Origin of the sequence: Pseudomonas putida (assembly GCF_026625125.1) — a bacterium.
Classification (GTDB): domain Bacteria; phylum Pseudomonadota; class Gammaproteobacteria; order Pseudomonadales; family Pseudomonadaceae; genus Aquipseudomonas; species Aquipseudomonas putida_X.
Map to the genome: position 1 here is coordinate 2,017,068 of NZ_CP113097.1, position 16,155 is coordinate 2,033,222.

Consider the following 16,155-nt stretch of genomic DNA (forward strand, 5'->3'; position numbering starts at 1 on the left):
TCAGGTCAGGCCAACTTACTTATGCAGTTCTTCTGCCGCATACAGCGTGTTTTCCAGCAGGCAGGCCCGGGTCATCGGGCCGACGCCGCCCGGCACCGGCGTGATCCAGCCGGCGCGGGGCAGGGCGGTCTCGTAGACCACATCGCCGACCAGCTTGCCGTCTTCCTGGCGGTTGATGCCCACGTCGATGACGATGGCGCCTTCCTTCACCCACTCACCCTTGACCAGCCCAGGCTTGCCTGCAGCCACGACCACCAGGTCGGCGCGGCCGACATGCCCGGCCAGGTCCTTGGTGAAGCGGTGGCAGACGGTCACGGTGCAGCCGGCCAGCAGCAACTCCATGGCCATCGGGCGGCCCACGATGTTGGACGCGCCGACGATTACGGCGTCCATGCCGTACAGGTCCTGACCTGTGCTTTCCAGCAGGGTCATGATGCCTTTGGGGGTGCACGGGCGCAGCAGCGGAATACGCTGGGCCAGGCGGCCGATGTTGTACGGGTGGAAGCCATCGACGTCTTTGTCCGGGCGGATACGCTCGAGCAACAGCGATGCATCCAGGTGCGCCGGCAGCGGCAATTGCAGCAGGATGCCGTCCACTGCCGGGTCGTCGTTGAGGCGGTCGATCAGCTCGGTCAGGGCTTGCTGCGTGGTTTCGCTGGGCAGGTCGAAGGCCTGCGAAATGAAGCCGACCTCTTCGCAGTCCTTGCGCTTGTGCGAGACATAGACTTGGGAGGCGGGGTCGGTACCGACCAGGATCACCGCCAGGCCCGGCGTGCGCAGGCCTTGCTGGCGACGCTCCACGACACGTTGAGCGATCTGCTTGCGCAGGTTGGCGGCGATCGCCTTGCCATCGATTAGGTGTGCAGTCATAGACGCGTGATTAACCATCGAGAAAGGAACAATAAAGAGGGCGCATTCTCGCACGACACGGCCCGAGGGCAAAGGCGGGTGGTCGGGCAAATCCCCTAACCCCTTAAATAATTTAAATTTTTTATAGAAAGGTGTTGACGCTTATACGGGTCGCCTATAAGATTCGCCGCACTTGTCGGGCACAGCCTAGCACTGGTTGGCGAAGTCGGGCAGAATGGGTGGTTTTCATATTGCTCATTCGGTTAGGCTTTACGCTTATGCGCCCGTAGCTCAGCTGGATAGAGCATCCGCCTTCTAAGCGGATGGTCGCAGGTTCGAGTCCTGCCGGGTGCGCCATTAGGCAGCTTGGGCAAGCAAGTAAGGCAGTAAAGCGATATGGTGGGCGTAGCTCAGTTGGTAGAGCGCCGGATTGTGATTCCGGTTGTCGTGGGTTCGATTCCCATCGTCCACCCCATATTCTTCAGAGGCGCCTTGATTGTAGATCTGGCGCCTTTGTTTTAAGCGTTATGCGGACGTGGTGAAATTGGTAGACACACTGGATTTAGGTTCCAGCGGCGCAAGCTGTAAGAGTTCGAGTCTCTTCGTCCGCACCATGTTTTTGTAAGCATGTTTTTGTAAAGTTGTACCGTTGCACCGCACTATGGTGGGCGTAGCTCAGTTGGTAGAGCGCCGGATTGTGATTCCGGTTGTCGTGGGTTCGATTCCCATCGTCCACCCCATATTTTCGAAGGCGCCTTGATCGTATGATCAGGCGCCTTTGTTGTTTCTGCGTTATGCGCAAGAGCGCGTACCCATGCAGCCATCGCCGGCAAACCGGCTCCTGCAGGTATCGCTAGCCCTCAAGAACTGCGCGGTCCCGGTGGGAGCAGGCTTGCCAGCGATGGGGCGCAAAGCGGCCCCTCATTGCCTGGCTGGCTGGTGAATGCCCGAGGTGTGGTGCCTTTACGTGCTACAACTTCGTGACTTGCTCTGCCAGCCCTTGCAATCCTCTGGTGACACCCCAATAAAAGCTGATAGATTTCAGTCGGTTGAAACTCCGGCTGGATTAGGCCGGCAAAGGATCTATCCATGATTGCAAAAGAAGCCCGTCAGGCGCTGGCGCTTCAGCGTTTCGCCGAGGCCAATCCGCAACTGCTCGAGGAAATCCGAGGGCTGGATGCGCGCGAGCAGGCCCAGCAGATCGAATGGGCGTTCGACGATGCCGCCGACGAGCAGGGCATCCAGCCTTGGGAGCTGGCGCTGCAGTTGATCGCCGAAAGCCCTGAACAGTTGCAGGCCATGCGCCTGGAAACCCATCGCGAAGTGGCCGAAGCGCTGGGTATGGCCTGGGAAGAGTACTGCCAGTTCAATGAACTCGACCCTGAATGAACGCGCTTTTTTGGGTTGTAGTTGTTTGACAAGGTATTACGGTTGCGTGCCGCCGCTGGCGTTGCGCAGCCTGCTTATATATAGAGGCCCGGCGATACGCCGTGCGGGCCTTGCAAGCTAATCGACCGGCGTGGTTTCCCGTCGTCCCGAGTGGGGTGACTTCTGGTGCGTGACTCACTAGAATGCTTGCCCTTGATTCTGGAGTCGGGCTAACGCCGGCTAACGTCTGTGCAACGAGGAATATCCATGCAAGTTTCTGTTGAAAACACTTCCGCTCTCGAGCGCCGCATGACCATCGCCGTTCCGGCCGAGCGCGTCGAGAACGAAGTCAACAAGCGTCTGCAGCAGACTGCCAAGCGCGCCAAGGTCGCGGGCTTCCGCCCAGGCAAAGTGCCGATGAGCGTGATCCGCCAGCGTTTCGAAGCCGATGCCCGTCAAGAGGCCTTCGGTGACCTGGTCCAGGCTTCCTTCTACGAAGCCATCGTCGAGCAGAAGCTGAACCCGGCTGGCGCGCCTGCCGTAGAGCCGAAGTCGTTCGAAAAGGGCAAGGACCTGGAGTTCGTCGCCATCTTCGAAGTGTTCCCAGAGTTCGCCGTTGCCGGCCTGGAGTCGATCAGCGTCGAGCGTCTGAACGCCGAAGTGGCTGACGCCGACCTGGACAACATGCTGGAAGTGCTGCGCAAGCAGAACGTACGCTTCGAGGCCGTCGAGCGCGCTGCCGAGAAGGACGACCAGGTCAACATCGACTTCGTCGGCAAGATCGACGGTGAAGCCTTCGCCGGTGGTTCGGCCAAGGGCACCCAGCTGGTACTGGGCTCCGGCCGCATGATCCCAGGCTTCGAAGACGGCCTGGTTGGCGCCAAGGCCGGCGAAGAGCGCGTTGTCAACGTGACCTTCCCTGAGGATTACCAGAACCTGGACCTGGCAGGCAAAGCTGCCGAGTTCACCATCACCGTCAACAGCGTTTCGGCACCTCAGCTGCCAGAACTGAACGAAGAGTTCTTCGCCCAGTTCGGTATCAAGGAATCGACCCTGGAAGGCTTCCGCGCCGAAGTTCGCAAGAACATGGAGCGTGAACTGCGCCAGGCGATCAAGACCAAGGTGAAGAACCAGGTCATGGACGGTCTGCTGGCCGCCAACCCGATCGAAGTGCCGAAAGCGCTGCTGGAAAACGAAGTCAACCGCCTGCGCGTCCAGGCTGTTCAGCAGTTCGGTGGCAACATCAAGCCTGAACAACTGCCGGCCGAGCTGTTCGAAGAGCAAGCCAAACGCCGTGTGGTGCTGGGCCTGATCGTCGCTGAAGTGGTCAAGCAGTTCGAACTGAAGCCGGACGAAGGCAAGGTTCGCGAGATGATCGAAGAAATGGCTTCGGCTTACCAGGAGCCTGAGCAGGTCATCGCTTGGTACTACAAAAACGACCAGCAGATGAACGAGGTGCGTTCGGTTGTGCTGGAAGAGCAAGTTGTAGATACTGTTCTGCAGAAAGCGACTGTGACCGACAAATCGGTCTCGTACGAAGAAGCCGTAAAACCAGCTCAGGCGCCTGCCGAAGCTGAGTAAGGCGGCCCTCTCGTAGGAAGCCCCCACAAGCCAGCCTTCGCGCTGGCTTGTGCGTATTCAAGCCATGACTATTTGGGAGTGAGCGCAGGACATGTCCCGCAATTCTTATATTCAGCAGAGCTCTGACATCCAAGCCGCAGGCGGCCTGGTCCCGATGGTTATCGAGCAGTCCGCCCGTGGCGAACGTGCCTATGACATCTACTCGCGCCTGTTGAAGGAGCGAGTGATCTTCCTGGTCGGCCCGGTAGAAGACTACATGGCCAACCTGGTAGTGGCACAGATGCTGTTCCTCGAGGCGGAAAACCCGGACAAGGATATCCATCTTTACATCAACTCCCCAGGCGGCTCGGTAACGGCTGGCATGTCGATCTACGACACCATGCAGTTCATCAAGCCGGACGTCTCGACCATCTGCATCGGCCAGGCCTGCAGCATGGGGGCCTTCCTGTTGGCCGCCGGTGCCAAGGGCAAGCGTCACTGCCTGCCTAACTCGCGTGTGATGATTCACCAGCCGCTCGGCGGCTTCCAGGGCCAGGCGACCGATATCGAGATCCACGCCCAGGAAATCCTCAACATCAAGGCGCGTCTGAACGAGCTGCTGGCCTACCACACCGGCCAGGACCTGGAGACCATCAAGCGCGACACCGAGCGTGACAATTTCATGAGCGCCTCGCGCGCGGCCGAGTACGGCCTGATCGACTCGGTATACGACAAGCGGCAACTGGCCTCCTGAACCCAGGTGCCAGAGCAGGTAGGTGCCCCAAGCGCCTACCTGCGGACTTGAAAAAGCCCGCAATTGCCTTCATCTTGTGTTGCAAGCCTACCGGATTGGATCGATCGAATGACTGACACCCGTAACGGCGAGGACAGCGGCAAATTGCTTTATTGCTCCTTCTGCGGCAAAAGCCAGCACGAAGTGCGCAAACTGATTGCCGGGCCCTCGGTATTTATCTGCGACGAGTGCGTCGACCTGTGCAACGACATCATCCGAGAGGAGGTGCAGGAAGCCCAGGCCGAAAGCAGCGCGCACAAATTGCCTTCGCCGAAAGAAATCAGCGGCATCCTGGACCAGTATGTGATTGGTCAGGAACGTGCCAAGAAGGTGCTTTCGGTAGCGGTGTACAACCACTACAAGCGCCTGAACCAGCGTGACAAGAAAGGTGACGAGGTTGAACTCGGCAAGAGCAACATCCTGCTGATCGGGCCTACCGGCTCGGGCAAGACCCTGCTCGCCGAAACCCTGGCTCGCCTGTTGAACGTACCGTTCACCATTGCCGACGCCACCACCCTGACCGAAGCCGGTTATGTGGGTGAGGACGTCGAGAACATCATCCAGAAGCTGCTGCAAAAGTGCGACTACGACGTGGAAAAGGCCCAGATGGGCATTGTCTACATCGACGAGATCGACAAGATTTCGCGCAAGTCGGACAACCCGTCGATCACCCGTGACGTTTCGGGTGAAGGCGTGCAGCAGGCACTGCTCAAGCTGATCGAGGGCACCGTTGCCTCCGTTCCGCCGCAAGGGGGGCGCAAGCACCCGCAACAGGAATTCCTGCAGGTAGACACCCGCAACATCCTGTTCATCTGCGGTGGCGCCTTCTCGGGCCTGGAAAAGGTCATCCAGAACCGCTCCACCAAAGGTGGCATCGGTTTTGGCGCTGAAGTACGCAGCAAGGAAGAGGGCAAGAAGGTTGGCGAGTCGCTGCGGGAAGTCGAGCCGGATGATCTGGTCAAGTTTGGCCTGATCCCCGAGTTCGTCGGCCGTCTGCCGGTTCTGGCAACCCTCGACGAGCTGGACGAGGCTGCACTGATGCAGATCCTCACTGAGCCGAAGAACGCCCTGACCAAGCAGTACGCCAGGCTGTTCGAGATGGAGAGCGTTGACCTCGAGTTCCGCAGTGATGCACTCAAGGCCGTCGCACGCAAAGCCCTGGAGCGCAAGACTGGCGCCCGCGGCCTGCGTTCGATCCTCGAAGGCGTGCTGCTCGACACCATGTATGAAATTCCTTCGCAGAAGGAAGTCAGCAAGGTGGTGATCGACGAGAGCGTCATCGAAGGCACGTCGCAGCCGCTGCTGATCTACGAGAACAGCGAGCCGCCAGCCAAGGTCGCGCCCGACGCCTGAGTCGGTGCCGTGGCAGCAAGCAAGAAAGGGGCCCATGCGGGCCCCTTTCTGCTTTTCCTGTGCAAGCGCTTGTAATTTCCCAGGCGTGCCCCCACATTAGGTCCAAGCATCATTTCCACCGGTTTCCGGCCATAAGGCCGCTGTAGAGGCGAAATCATGAAGACCACCCTCGACTTGCCTCTTTTGCCATTGCGCGATGTCGTTGTTTACCCGCACATGGTCATCCCACTGTTCGTGGGGCGTGAGAAGTCCATCGAGGCCCTTGAGGCTGCGATGACTGGCGAGAAGCAGATCCTTCTGCTGGCCCAGAAGAACCCCGCTGACGACGATCCGGGCGAAGACGCCCTGTATCGCGTCGGTACTGTCGCTACCGTGCTGCAACTGCTGAAGCTGCCTGATGGCACCGTCAAGGTGCTGGTCGAGGGCGAGCAGCGTGGTGCAGTCGAGCGCTTTACCGAAGTCGAAGGGCACATCCGTGCCGAAGTTTCCCTGATCGACGAAACCGACGCCGCCGAGCGCGAGTCGGAAGTCTTCGTGCGCACGCTGCTGTCGCAGTTCGAGCAGTACGTACAGTTGGGCAAGAAAGTCCCGGCCGAAGTGCTGTCGTCGCTCAACAGCATCGAGGAGCCTGGGCGCCTGGTCGATACCATGGCAGCGCACATGGCGCTGAAGATCGAGCAGAAGCAGGAAATTCTCGAAATCGTCGACCTGTCCACCCGTGTCGAGCATGTACTGGCGATGCTGGATGCCGAAATCGACCTGCTGCAGGTCGAAAAGCGTATCCGTGGCCGGGTCAAGAAGCAGATGGAGCGCAGCCAGCGCGAGTACTACCTGAATGAGCAGATGAAGGCCATTCAGAAGGAGCTCGGCGATGGCGACGAAGGCCACAACGAAGTCGAAGAGCTGAAAAAACGCATTGAAGCTGCCGGCCTGCCCAAAGACGCCCTGGCCAAGGCCCAGGCCGAGCTGAACAAGCTCAAGCAGATGTCGCCAATGTCTGCCGAAGCCACCGTGGTGCGCACCTACCTCGACTGGCTCGTGCAGGTGCCGTGGAAGGCCCAGAGCAAGGTGCGCCTGGATCTGTCCAAGGCCGAGGAAATTCTCGACGCGGACCACTATGGCCTTGAAGAGGTCAAGGAACGCATCCTCGAATACCTCGCCGTGCAGAAGCGCGTGAAGAAAATTCGCGGCCCGGTACTGTGCCTGGTCGGCCCACCAGGCGTGGGCAAGACCTCGCTGGCCGAGTCGATCGCCGCCGCCACCAACCGCAAGTTCGTGCGCATGGCCCTGGGCGGCGTGCGTGACGAGGCCGAGATCCGCGGTCACCGTCGGACATACATCGGTTCGATGCCCGGCCGCCTGATCCAGAAAATGACCAAGGTGGGGGTGCGCAACCCGCTGTTCCTGCTCGACGAGATCGACAAGATGGGCAGCGACATGCGTGGCGACCCGGCCTCGGCGCTGCTGGAAGTGCTCGACCCCGAGCAGAACCACAACTTCAACGACCACTACCTGGAGGTGGATTACGACCTCTCGGATGTGATGTTCCTCTGCACCTCGAACTCGATGAACATCCCGCCGGCGCTGCTGGACCGCATGGAAGTCATTCGCCTGCCGGGTTACACCGAGGACGAGAAGATCAACATCGCGGTCAAATACCTGACGCCCAAGCAGGTCAAGGCCAACGGTTTGAAGAAGGAAGAGCTCGAGATCGACACCTCGGCGATCCGTGACATCATCCGTTACTACACCCGTGAAGCCGGTGTACGTGGCCTGGAGCGGCAGATTGCGAAGGTCTGCCGCAAGGTCGTCAAGGAGCACACCGGCCAGAAGCAGGTCAAGGTCAAGGTCACCAATGAGCAGCTCGAGCACCTGCTGGGCGTGCGCAAGTTCCGCTACGGCCTGGCCGAGCAGCAGGACCAGATAGGCCAGGTTACCGGCCTTGCCTGGACCCAGGTGGGTGGCGAATTGCTGACCATCGAGTCGGTGGTCATCCCTGGAAAAGGGCAATTGATCAAGACCGGTTCGCTGGGCGACGTCATGGTCGAGTCGATCACCGCCGCGCAAACCGTTGTCCGTAGCCGCGCCCGCAGCCTGGGAATTGCCGCCGACTTCCATGAGAAGCACGACGTGCACATCCACATGCCTGAGGGGGCTACGCCCAAGGATGGCCCGAGCGCCGGTATCGGCATGTGCACCGCGCTGGTGTCGGCGTTGACGCAGATTCCGGTGCGTGCAGATGTTGCCATGACCGGCGAAATCACCTTGCGTGGGCAGGTATTGGCCATTGGCGGGCTGAAGGAAAAACTCCTGGCGGCGCACCGTGGTGGGATCAAGACGGTGATCATTCCAGAGGAGAATGTTCGCGATCTGAAGGAGATCCCGGAAAATATCAAACAGGATCTGCAGATCAAACCGGTCAAATGGATTGACGAAGTCCTGCAAATTGCGCTGCAATACGCCCCGGAGCCCTTGCCAGATGTGGCTCCTGAGATTGTCGCGAAAGATGAAAAGCGCGACGGCGATGCTAAGGAACGTATCAGCACGCATTAGTAGTTTTTGGCTGGGGGGCTTTCCTTGACAGTATTTTCGGGGCCTTGCTATAAAGCGGCACGCTATTGTCACCAGGCCACCCAGCATTCGTTTCAGAAGCTTTTCATTACATACTTAGAAACAAACTCAATAGAGAAATAAGGGGACTTAGAGTGAACAAGTCGGAACTGATTGACGCTATCGCCGCATCTGCTGACATCCCGAAAGCTGTAGCCGGCCGCGCGCTGGATGCAGTAATTGACTCCGTGACTGGTGCCCTGAAAGCAGGCGACGACGTCGTTCTGGTTGGCTTCGGTACCTTCTCGGTCAAAGAGCGCGCTGAGCGCGATGGCCGTAACCCGCAAACTGGCAAGACCATCAAGATCGCTGCTGCCAAGGTTCCAGGCTTCAAGGCTGGCAAAGGCCTGAAAGACGCCGTCAACTAAGTCGTCTCTTTCAGCCGGACCGGGCCTTGCCAGGTTCGAGCACGCTGAAGGCGGGTCGCAAACGTTCCCGCCTGACACGTTTGCTAAGAAAAGGCGCATCCTCGGATGCGCCTTTCTTTTATCAGGATTCTACCCACGCTCCGCGGTTGTCGACGCAGTGGTACAGCCGTTTCTGGGGGACGCATGCTGCAAAATATCAGGGACAATTCACAAGGTTGGATTGCCAAGACCATCATTGGCCTCATCGTTGTGTTGATGGCGTTGACGGGCTTCGAAGCCATTTTCCAGGCCGCCAGCCATAGCCAGGACGCCGCCAAGGTGAACGGCCAGACCATCAGCCAGAACGAGCTGAGCCAAGCGGCCGACATGCAGCGCCGCCAGCTGATGCAACAGCTGGGCAAGGATTTCGACCCGGCTCTGCTGGATGAGAAATTGCTGCGCGATGCTGCGCTCAAAGGGCTGATCGAACGCAAGCTGCTGTTGCAGGGTGCCGAAGATGCCAAGTTCGCCTTCAGTGAGGCCGCGCTGGATCAAGTGATCCTGCAGACGCCGGAATTCCAGGTTGATGGCAAGTTCAACGCCGACCGTTTCGACCAGGTCATCCGCCAGATGGGCTATGGCCGTTTGCAGTTCCGCGAGATGCTTGCCGAAGAAATGCTGATCGGCCAGATCCGCACGGGTATTGCCGGCAGCAGCTTCGTTACCGACCAGCAGGTCGACGCCTTCGCTCGCCTGGAAAGCCAGACCCGCGACTTCGCTTCGTTGACCTTCAAGGCCAACCCGGCTGCGGTCAAGGTCAGCGATGACGAGGTCAGGGCTCATTATGAACAGCATGCCAAGGAGTTCATGACGCCGGATCAAGTGGTCATCGACTATGTCGAGCTGAAGAAGTCGGCATTCTTCGATCAGGTGAAGGTTACCGACGACGAGCTCAAGGCCCAGTACGAGAAGGAAATCGCCAACCTGGCCGAGCAGCGCCACGCTGCGCACATCCTGATCGAGGTCAATGACAAGGTCACCGATGCCCAGGCCAAGGCTCGCATCGAAGAGATCGAGCAACGCTTGGCCAAAGGTGAAGACTTCGCCAAGCTGGCCAAGGAGTTCTCCCAGGACCCGGGTTCGGCCAACAGCGGTGGCGACCTAGGTTTCGCCGGCCCGGGTGTGTATGACCCGGCCTTCGAGGACGCTCTGTACAAGCTCGACGATGGCCAGGTGTCAGCACCAGTACGTACCCAGTTCGGTTATCACTTGATCAAGCTGCTGGGTAAGCAGGCGCCGGAAGTCCCGAGTTTCGCCAGCCTGAAGGACAAGCTCACGCGAGACCTGAAGACTCCGCTGGTCGAGCAGCGCTATGTCGATGCCAGCAAGCAGCTGCAGGATGCTGCCTACGAGGCTGCCGACCTGGCCCAGCCCGCCCAGGACCTGAACCTCAAGGTGCATACTTCGGCGCCATTCGGCCGTGAAGGCGGTGAGGGCATCACGGCCAACCGTGCCGTGGTCCAGGCCGCGTTCTCCGAGGAAGTGCTGGAGGAGGCTGCAAACAGCACCGCCATCGAGCTGGACCCTGAGACCACCGTGGTATTGCGCGTCAAGGAGCACCGCAAGCCGGAGCAGATGCCGCTCGAAGCCGTGGCCAAGAACATCAGCGAACACCTGGCCAAGGAGAAGGCGACCGCCGAGCTCAAGGTCAAGGCGGACAAACTGATCGCCGGCCTGCGTGACGGCTCGGTCGCTGCAGATGCTGCCCAGGAAGGCCAGAGCTGGAAGGCCTACGAAGCAGTCACCCGCAGCCAGGACGGTATCGACCCGGCCGAGTTGCAGGCGCTGTTCCGCCTGCCCAAGCCGCAAGCCAAGGGCGAGCCGGTATATGGCAGCGTGGTACTGGCCGATGGCAGCCTGGTCGTGTTGCAGCTCAAAGGCGTCAACGACGGTGCCGCCGCCAGCGATGAAGAGAAGCAGCAGATCCGCCGCTATCTCGCTTCGCGTGCGGGCCAGCAGGACTTTGCGGCATACCGCAAGCAGCTGGAAGGCAGTGCGGACATCACTCGCTACTGAGTGACACTCTGGTAACGAAACAGGCCGCATGATGCGGCCTGTTTCGTTTCTGGGGCACGGGGTAAGCGCCGGGGGCGCTTCAGCGCTTTTCGCCCTCGTAGTTATCCAGCGTATCCCGCGCTATCTCCCGGCCCAAGGCAATCAGTTCCGGCGCCTTGTAGAACTCGAAGAACCGGCATACCCGCTTGGGTACGTTGATCAGTACGTCCGGTGGATACCCCGCGATCTTGTATTGCGCCAACGACGTCTGCATGACCTCGAAGCTCTGGTTGATCAGGTCCAGCAGCGACGCTGGTCCCACGTTGTCGACGATGATCGACCCCGTGGCGGATTTTGGCGCACCCTCGCTTTGCGGTGCCGCCGCCGGTTGCTGGGCTTCTGGGTCGGCCGTATCGCTCAGCCAGGGGTTGGGTGGCACCAGACCCTCGCCAGTGATCTCCTGCTCGATGCGCATCAGTTCCTCGGCGGGCTTGCGTCGGAACGGCATGCGCGCCCCCAGCGAACTGATCAGTGCGTCAAAGCGCATCCTGAACGCTGCCGGCCGCTCGATGACAGGCAACTGGTACTGCTTCTGGTTGGTGGAGTTGAGGTTTACCGCGATGATCATGTCGCAGTGGCTGGACACGACCGGCACGATCGGCAGCGGATTGAGGATGCCGCCGTCGACCAGCATGCGGTTGCCCTGCATTACCGGCGTGAACAGGCTTGGAATTGCCGCCGAGGCGCGCATTGCCTGGTGCAGGCAGCCCTCCTGGAACCAGATCTCCTGCTGGTGGGTGAGGTCGGTGGCCACTGCCGTGTAGGGGATGCGCAATTGTTCGATATTGATTTCGCCGACGATCTTGCGGATCTGCCCAAACACCTTGTCGCCGCGAATGGCACCAAGGCGGAAGCTGACATCGACCAGTCGCAGTACGTCCAGGTAATCCAGGCTTTCGATCCAGTTGCGGTATTCATCGAGCTTGCCCGCCGCGTAAATCCCCCCGACCACCGCGCCCATCGAGCAACCGGCAATGCAGGCGATTTCGTAGCCGCGCCGTTCGATTTCTTCGATCACGCCGATATGGGCATAACCCCGCGCGCCCCCCGACCCCAACACCAGTGCTACACGTTTGCTCATGATCTTCCCCGGCTTTTGCATCCATGGCCCTACAATGCACCGAGCGTTGCCTGTGCTTCAATGTAGACTCTAGGCAAAACCTGCCGAGCGCGGCACTTTTCAGGTGCCCAAGCGTCGAACAGCCACCGTATTCAACCTCCGAGGTATTACCGATGAAAGCCTGGATCTGCCTTCCTCTGATTGCCCTGGCCCTTGCCGGCTGCGCGGGCAAGACGGCTTACCGTGACAGCTGCGCGTCGCAGCTCGATGCCGCTTGGAAGGAGCTCGACCTGGCCAAGGCTGAAGGCTTTGCCGGTACCGTCAGCTATTCCAAGGCGTTGTCGTTGTTGACCGGGGCCAAGACCCAGCAGCAGTTCGAAGGGTTTGAGGGTTGCACCAAGAAAGCCGAAAAGGCGCGTTTCTACATTCGTGAGTCGCGCGCCGGGCGCTGACCGAGGAGTGCTGTAATGTCCAGCATGCTCGACCATGTGGTTGCCCAGGTAGTGGCCTTGCAGGTGCGCCTGCTGGCTTGTCGCGAGCGCCTTGCTGCCGATACCGACAGCGAAGCCTTGCACGATCTGCGCATAGGCCTGAGGCGCTTGCGCAGCCTGTTGCGGCCGCTGAGGGGCTTGCCGGGGGTCGAGCAGCTGGAGGACGCTGCGAGAGCCCTTGGCACCTTGACCACGCCGCTACGTGACCGCGAGGTACTGGCGGGCGAGTTGATCCAGCGCGGCGTTGTCCAAGCGGGGCAGCGGCGTCTGCAAGGGCGCGCTGCCACCTTTGCCGGCGTGGCCGCCAGCCCGCAACTGAGCCGGGTGCTGGCCATCCTCGATGCCTTTCCGCTGTTTCTGCGCGCCGCGGGCCGTGAAGGGTTGGCCAAGTGCCTGCGTAAACGCGTCGACAAACGCCTGGTCAAGCAATGGCGCAAGCTGCACGAAGCCTTGCAGGACCCGGCCCACGACCGTCATCGCCTGCGCTTGTTGATCAAGCGGGTGCGCTATGGGGACCAGGCCTACCCACAACTCGATCATGCCGGGAAGCAGTTGCAGCGCCTGCTCAAACAAGCCCAGGGCGATTTGGGTAATTGGCATGACCGCCTGCAATGGCTGTTGCAGGCTCAATCGCATGAGGACCTTGCGCCCTGCAAAGTCGATTGGGAGCGGGAGCTCGATGACGCCGAGCGCCAGTCCGATGTGACACTGGCTGCCTTGCAGGCAGCACTGGAACGGCGCAAGCCCGGCAAATGACCGATATGCGGGCTGTTCGACGCAAGGTTGCTCGCTAGTATTGGCTGACACCTTTCGCTGCTGCAGGAGCCGGCCCATGAATTTCAACCAACTGCTCGACGCCGTGCGAGCGCATCCCGATAGCGTCAGTGTCCCGCCCGACTGGGCCCAAGGGCGTGCCGTATTCGGTGGCCTGATGGCTGCCATGGTGTATGAGGCCATGCGCCTGAAGCTCGCCGATAGCCGCCCGGTGCGGTCGCTGGCCGTCAGTTTCGTCGCCCCCGCCGCGCCCGACGTTGCGATCCGTTTCGAAGTCGAAGTGCTGCGCGAGGGCAAAGCGGTCAGCACCGTGCTGGGTCGAGCCATTCAGGATGACCAGGTGGTGACCTTGGTCCAGGGCAACTTCGGTGCCGCGCGGCCATCGGTGGTGCAGGTGCCTGCCGAGCCGGCCATGGAGATGAAGGCACTTGAGCAAGCCGCCCCGGAGCTTCCTTACATCAAAGGTGTCACACCAGAGTTCATGCGCCATGTAGCCCTGCGCTGGGCAATTGGCGGGCTGCCGTTCAGCGGTAATCAGTCACGCCACATGGGCGGTTGGGTGCGCTTGCGGGATGTTGCCCAGGAGCAGATCAACGAGGCCCACCTGTTGGCGCTTGTCGATGCCTGGCCACCCAGCCTCATGCCGTACCTGAAGCAGCCCGCAGCAGGCAGCACGCTGACCTGGACCATCGAATTCATCCAGCCGGTTGCCAGCCTGTCGACGTTGGACTGGTGCCGCTACTGCGTCGAGACCGAACACGCCCGCGATGGGTACGGGCATGCCGCAGCTGCCCTGTGGACGGCTGAAGGCGAATTGCTGGCCTTGAGCCGCCAGACGGTCACGGTGTTCGCCTGAGCGTCAACGCCGATGTCTGTGCCGTTCGCGCCAGGCCCGCCACCAGGCACCGCTGAGCACAAAGCGCGGGAAGGTGATGAATTGCTCGGTCAGCAGGCGCTGCAGGGCGTCCTTGCGGTTGGCGAAGGGTTCTGGCTGCTCGGCCTCCAGGCGGTGGCCGTGGCGCTGCAGGCCTAGGCCGGCGATCAGGGCGATGATGCCGACAGCGATCTGGCCAAGGTCCAGAGCGAACAAGCCTGACAGCACGAGCAGAGCACCGAGGATGAACAGCGGCACGGCAATCAGGTGCAGCACCAGGTTGGTCGGGTGGCGGTGGTTGTGGTGATAGCCGCGCCATTGCCAGGCGGGCAAGTTGGGCAGTCGTTTGCTCATGGGCAGGTCCTCACGGTCATGCCCAAAGCTTAGTGCGGCCCAGTGGTCACAGCCAATCGAGGCTGGCTATGGTGATTATAGTTTGAGTTGGCCGATGGCCTTGTTCAGCTCGCCGGCCAGGGTTGCCAGTTCGCTGCTGGTGGTGGCCGAATCGACAGTCTGCTGTACGGTTTCCTCGGTAACGTCGCGGATGCTGACTACCGCCCGGTTCATTTCTTCGGCCACCTGGCTTTGCTGTTCGGCGGCGACGGCGATCTGGGTGTTGCTCTCGCGCATCTGCGCCACCGCGCCGGTGATTTCGGCCAGCGCTGCGCCGGCTTCCTGGGCCTGGCGCACGCAGTCGTCAGCTTTGTAAGAGCTTTCCTGCATGAACTCCACCGCATCCCGGGTACCGGCTTGCAGGTCGGCAACCATGCCGGTGATTTCGTCGGTGGAGGTTTGCACGCGTTTGGCCAGGCTGCGCACTTCATCGGCGACCACCGCAAAGCCACGGCCCAGGTCGCCGGCACGCGCTGCTTCGATGGCGGCGTTCAGTGCCAGCAGGTTGGTCTGTTCGGCGATGCTGTGGATGACGTTGACCACGCCATTGATCTTTTGGCTGTCCTCGGCCAGTTGGCGGATCATCTCGGCGGTCTGCTGCACGCCGCTGGACAGCCCTGCAATCGAGTCCTGCACGCGGTCGACGACATGCTTGCCGCTGCCGGCAAGGACGTCGGCGGTCTGCGACAGGTCGCGCGTGGCGCCGGCATGTTGGGCGATATGATGCACGGTGGCTGACATCTCGTTGATCGCGGTAGCTGCTTGGTCGGTCTCGCTCTGCTGGCCGAGCATGCCGTGGCGCACCTCGTTCATGCTCGAGGCCAGGCGTGCGGCGCCCGAATCGAGTTGCGCGGCGGTGCGTGCCACGGTGCTGACCACACGGTGGTAGGTCGACTGCATGGCGTTGAAGGCGCCGGCCATCTGGCCCACTTCGTCGCCACAAGACAGAGGCACGCGGGCCGACAGGTCACCCGTTTTTTCCACGTGGAGCATGACGTCCTTGAGGGTGTTGAGTTGGCTCAGCAGGAAACGAATCAACAGTTGCGAGGCGCAGAGCATTGCCAGCATCAGGATCAGCACACAAACCGCGTAGTTGGCAAAACGGTCAAGGAACACCTGGCGCACGCTCGGTGCCTGGGCCAGTACCGCTACCTGCTGGTCGCCATGGCGCAGTACCTGGGCGCCGCGTAGTGGGTTATCGCCCAGGATCCAGTCGCCCGGGAGGGCTACCCAGCCTTGTGCATGGCGCAGGGGCTCCAGGCTTTGGCCGGCAAAGGTCGGGGTCTGGCCGGGTTGCCAGGTGATCACGTTGGCCTGGCGGGGCAGGGCACGCTCTGCCGGCCATGCGGCGAGCAGCTCTGCCTGGGACTGCGTCTGGGCCTGCACCGCTTCAGCGCGGGCTCGCTGCTCCAGATACACGGCAAACAGCACCAGCATCAAGGTGGTGACAAAGGCCACTGCGTTGACGGCCCAGAATTTGTACTTCAGGGAAATATTGCTAAGCCAGGCACCCATGGGTAGGTCTTCTCTGAGTTGAGCGGAAACATTATTGGCAAGGTGCCATCATT

At 60.8% G+C, this 16,155-nt stretch carries 14 protein-coding genes and 4 tRNA genes; 14 read left to right on the top strand and 4 right to left on the bottom strand.

The window, feature by feature from the left end:
• Window positions 1–15: 15 nt before the first annotated feature.
• On the bottom strand, window positions 16–870 hold the full coding sequence (gene folD, locus OSW16_RS09190; RefSeq protein ID WP_241803223.1) for a bifunctional methylenetetrahydrofolate dehydrogenase/methenyltetrahydrofolate cyclohydrolase FolD: 855 nt from the start codon (window positions 868–870) through the stop codon (window positions 16–18).
• Window positions 871–1,129: 259 nt separating this feature from the next.
• Between folD and OSW16_RS09195 the strand changes: the two genes are divergently transcribed.
• From OSW16_RS09195 to OSW16_RS09245, 11 genes are all read left to right on the top strand, one after another.
• A tRNA-Arg gene (locus OSW16_RS09195) sits at window positions 1,130–1,206 on the top strand.
• Between the two features lie 42 nt (window positions 1,207–1,248).
• Window positions 1,249–1,324: transfer RNA gene (locus tag OSW16_RS09200), tRNA-His, on the top strand.
• A 54-nt stretch (window positions 1,325–1,378) separates the two neighbouring features.
• Window positions 1,379–1,463: transfer RNA gene (locus OSW16_RS09205), tRNA-Leu, on the top strand.
• A gap of 50 nt (window positions 1,464–1,513) precedes the next feature.
• Window positions 1,514–1,589: transfer RNA gene (locus tag OSW16_RS09210), tRNA-His, on the top strand.
• Between the two features lie 349 nt (window positions 1,590–1,938).
• The gene (locus tag OSW16_RS09215) at window positions 1,939–2,238 is read left to right on the top strand and encodes a DUF6388 family protein (RefSeq protein WP_267822493.1); all 300 of its coding nucleotides are present in this window, start codon (window positions 1,939–1,941) and stop codon (window positions 2,236–2,238) included.
• A 246-nt stretch (window positions 2,239–2,484) separates the two neighbouring features.
• Complete coding sequence (gene tig, locus OSW16_RS09220; RefSeq protein WP_267822495.1) at window positions 2,485–3,798, top strand: trigger factor; 1,314 nt, start codon at window positions 2,485–2,487, stop codon at window positions 3,796–3,798.
• Window positions 3,799–3,889: 91 nt separating this feature from the next.
• A complete protein-coding gene (gene clpP / locus OSW16_RS09225; protein ID WP_009683825.1) occupies window positions 3,890–4,531 on the top strand; it encodes an ATP-dependent Clp endopeptidase proteolytic subunit ClpP in 642 nt (213 codons plus the stop codon).
• 108 nt (window positions 4,532–4,639) lie between these two features.
• The gene (gene clpX / locus OSW16_RS09230; protein WP_241803227.1) at window positions 4,640–5,923 is read left to right on the top strand and encodes an ATP-dependent Clp protease ATP-binding subunit ClpX; all 1,284 of its coding nucleotides are present in this window, start codon (window positions 4,640–4,642) and stop codon (window positions 5,921–5,923) included.
• A 156-nt stretch (window positions 5,924–6,079) separates the two neighbouring features.
• Window positions 6,080–8,476, top strand: a complete 2,397-nt coding sequence (lon, locus tag OSW16_RS09235; RefSeq protein WP_267822499.1) for an endopeptidase La — start codon at window positions 6,080–6,082, stop codon at window positions 8,474–8,476.
• Between the two features lie 152 nt (window positions 8,477–8,628).
• The gene (locus OSW16_RS09240; RefSeq protein WP_012313647.1) at window positions 8,629–8,901 is read left to right on the top strand and encodes an HU family DNA-binding protein; all 273 of its coding nucleotides are present in this window, start codon (window positions 8,629–8,631) and stop codon (window positions 8,899–8,901) included.
• Window positions 8,902–9,084: 183 nt separating this feature from the next.
• A complete protein-coding gene (locus tag OSW16_RS09245) occupies window positions 9,085–10,956 on the top strand; it encodes a SurA N-terminal domain-containing protein (protein ID WP_267822501.1) in 1,872 nt (623 codons plus the stop codon).
• A 79-nt stretch (window positions 10,957–11,035) separates the two neighbouring features.
• On the opposite strand, the gene OSW16_RS09250 is transcribed toward OSW16_RS09245, so the two are convergent.
• The gene (locus tag OSW16_RS09250) at window positions 11,036–12,076 is read right to left on the bottom strand and encodes a patatin-like phospholipase family protein (RefSeq protein ID WP_267822503.1); all 1,041 of its coding nucleotides are present in this window, start codon (window positions 12,074–12,076) and stop codon (window positions 11,036–11,038) included.
• A 152-nt stretch (window positions 12,077–12,228) separates the two neighbouring features.
• Here OSW16_RS09250 and OSW16_RS09255 point away from each other — a divergent pair, with 152 nt between their 5' ends.
• From OSW16_RS09255 to OSW16_RS09265, 3 genes are all read left to right on the top strand, one after another.
• A complete protein-coding gene (locus OSW16_RS09255) occupies window positions 12,229–12,507 on the top strand; it encodes a hypothetical protein (RefSeq protein ID WP_039602373.1) in 279 nt (92 codons plus the stop codon).
• A 15-nt stretch (window positions 12,508–12,522) separates the two neighbouring features.
• Complete coding sequence (locus tag OSW16_RS09260) at window positions 12,523–13,302, top strand: CHAD domain-containing protein (protein WP_267822506.1); 780 nt, start codon at window positions 12,523–12,525, stop codon at window positions 13,300–13,302.
• 76 nt (window positions 13,303–13,378) lie between these two features.
• Entirely contained in the window at window positions 13,379–14,176 is a 798-nt protein-coding gene (locus tag OSW16_RS09265; protein ID WP_267822507.1) for an acyl-CoA thioesterase, read from the top strand.
• A 3-nt stretch (window positions 14,177–14,179) separates the two neighbouring features.
• Here the strand turns inward: OSW16_RS09265 and OSW16_RS09270 are convergent, their stop codons facing one another.
• Together OSW16_RS09270 and OSW16_RS09275 are read right to left on the bottom strand one after the other, a co-directional pair.
• Complete coding sequence (locus OSW16_RS09270) at window positions 14,180–14,548, bottom strand: Mpo1-like protein (RefSeq protein WP_241803234.1); 369 nt, start codon at window positions 14,546–14,548, stop codon at window positions 14,180–14,182.
• Window positions 14,549–14,623: 75 nt separating this feature from the next.
• A complete protein-coding gene (locus OSW16_RS09275) occupies window positions 14,624–16,102 on the bottom strand; it encodes a methyl-accepting chemotaxis protein (protein WP_267822508.1) in 1,479 nt (492 codons plus the stop codon).
• Window positions 16,103–16,155: the final 53 nt, after the last annotated feature.

Excerpts from the sequence above, each read along its gene's own strand:
- folD (WP_241803223.1), bottom strand. The coding sequence starts at position 870 with ATGACTGCACACCTAATCGATGGCAAGGCGATCGCCGCCAACCTGCGC.
- OSW16_RS09215 (WP_267822493.1), top strand. The coding sequence starts at position 1,939 with ATGATTGCAAAAGAAGCCCGTCAGGCGCTGGCGCTTCAGCGTTTCGCC.
- tig (WP_267822495.1), top strand. The coding sequence starts at position 2,485 with ATGCAAGTTTCTGTTGAAAACACTTCCGCTCTCGAGCGCCGCATGACC.
- clpP (WP_009683825.1), top strand. The coding sequence starts at position 3,890 with ATGTCCCGCAATTCTTATATTCAGCAGAGCTCTGACATCCAAGCCGCA.
- clpX (WP_241803227.1), top strand. The coding sequence starts at position 4,640 with ATGACTGACACCCGTAACGGCGAGGACAGCGGCAAATTGCTTTATTGC.
- lon (WP_267822499.1), top strand. The coding sequence starts at position 6,080 with ATGAAGACCACCCTCGACTTGCCTCTTTTGCCATTGCGCGATGTCGTT.
- OSW16_RS09245 (WP_267822501.1), top strand. The coding sequence starts at position 9,085 with ATGCTGCAAAATATCAGGGACAATTCACAAGGTTGGATTGCCAAGACC.
- OSW16_RS09250 (WP_267822503.1), bottom strand. The coding sequence starts at position 12,076 with ATGAGCAAACGTGTAGCACTGGTGTTGGGGTCGGGGGGCGCGCGGGGT.
- OSW16_RS09255 (WP_039602373.1), top strand. The coding sequence starts at position 12,229 with ATGAAAGCCTGGATCTGCCTTCCTCTGATTGCCCTGGCCCTTGCCGGC.
- OSW16_RS09260 (WP_267822506.1), top strand. The coding sequence starts at position 12,523 with ATGTCCAGCATGCTCGACCATGTGGTTGCCCAGGTAGTGGCCTTGCAG.
- OSW16_RS09265 (WP_267822507.1), top strand. The coding sequence starts at position 13,379 with ATGAATTTCAACCAACTGCTCGACGCCGTGCGAGCGCATCCCGATAGC.
- OSW16_RS09270 (WP_241803234.1), bottom strand. The coding sequence starts at position 14,548 with ATGAGCAAACGACTGCCCAACTTGCCCGCCTGGCAATGGCGCGGCTAT.
- OSW16_RS09275 (WP_267822508.1), bottom strand. The coding sequence starts at position 16,102 with ATGGGTGCCTGGCTTAGCAATATTTCCCTGAAGTACAAATTCTGGGCC.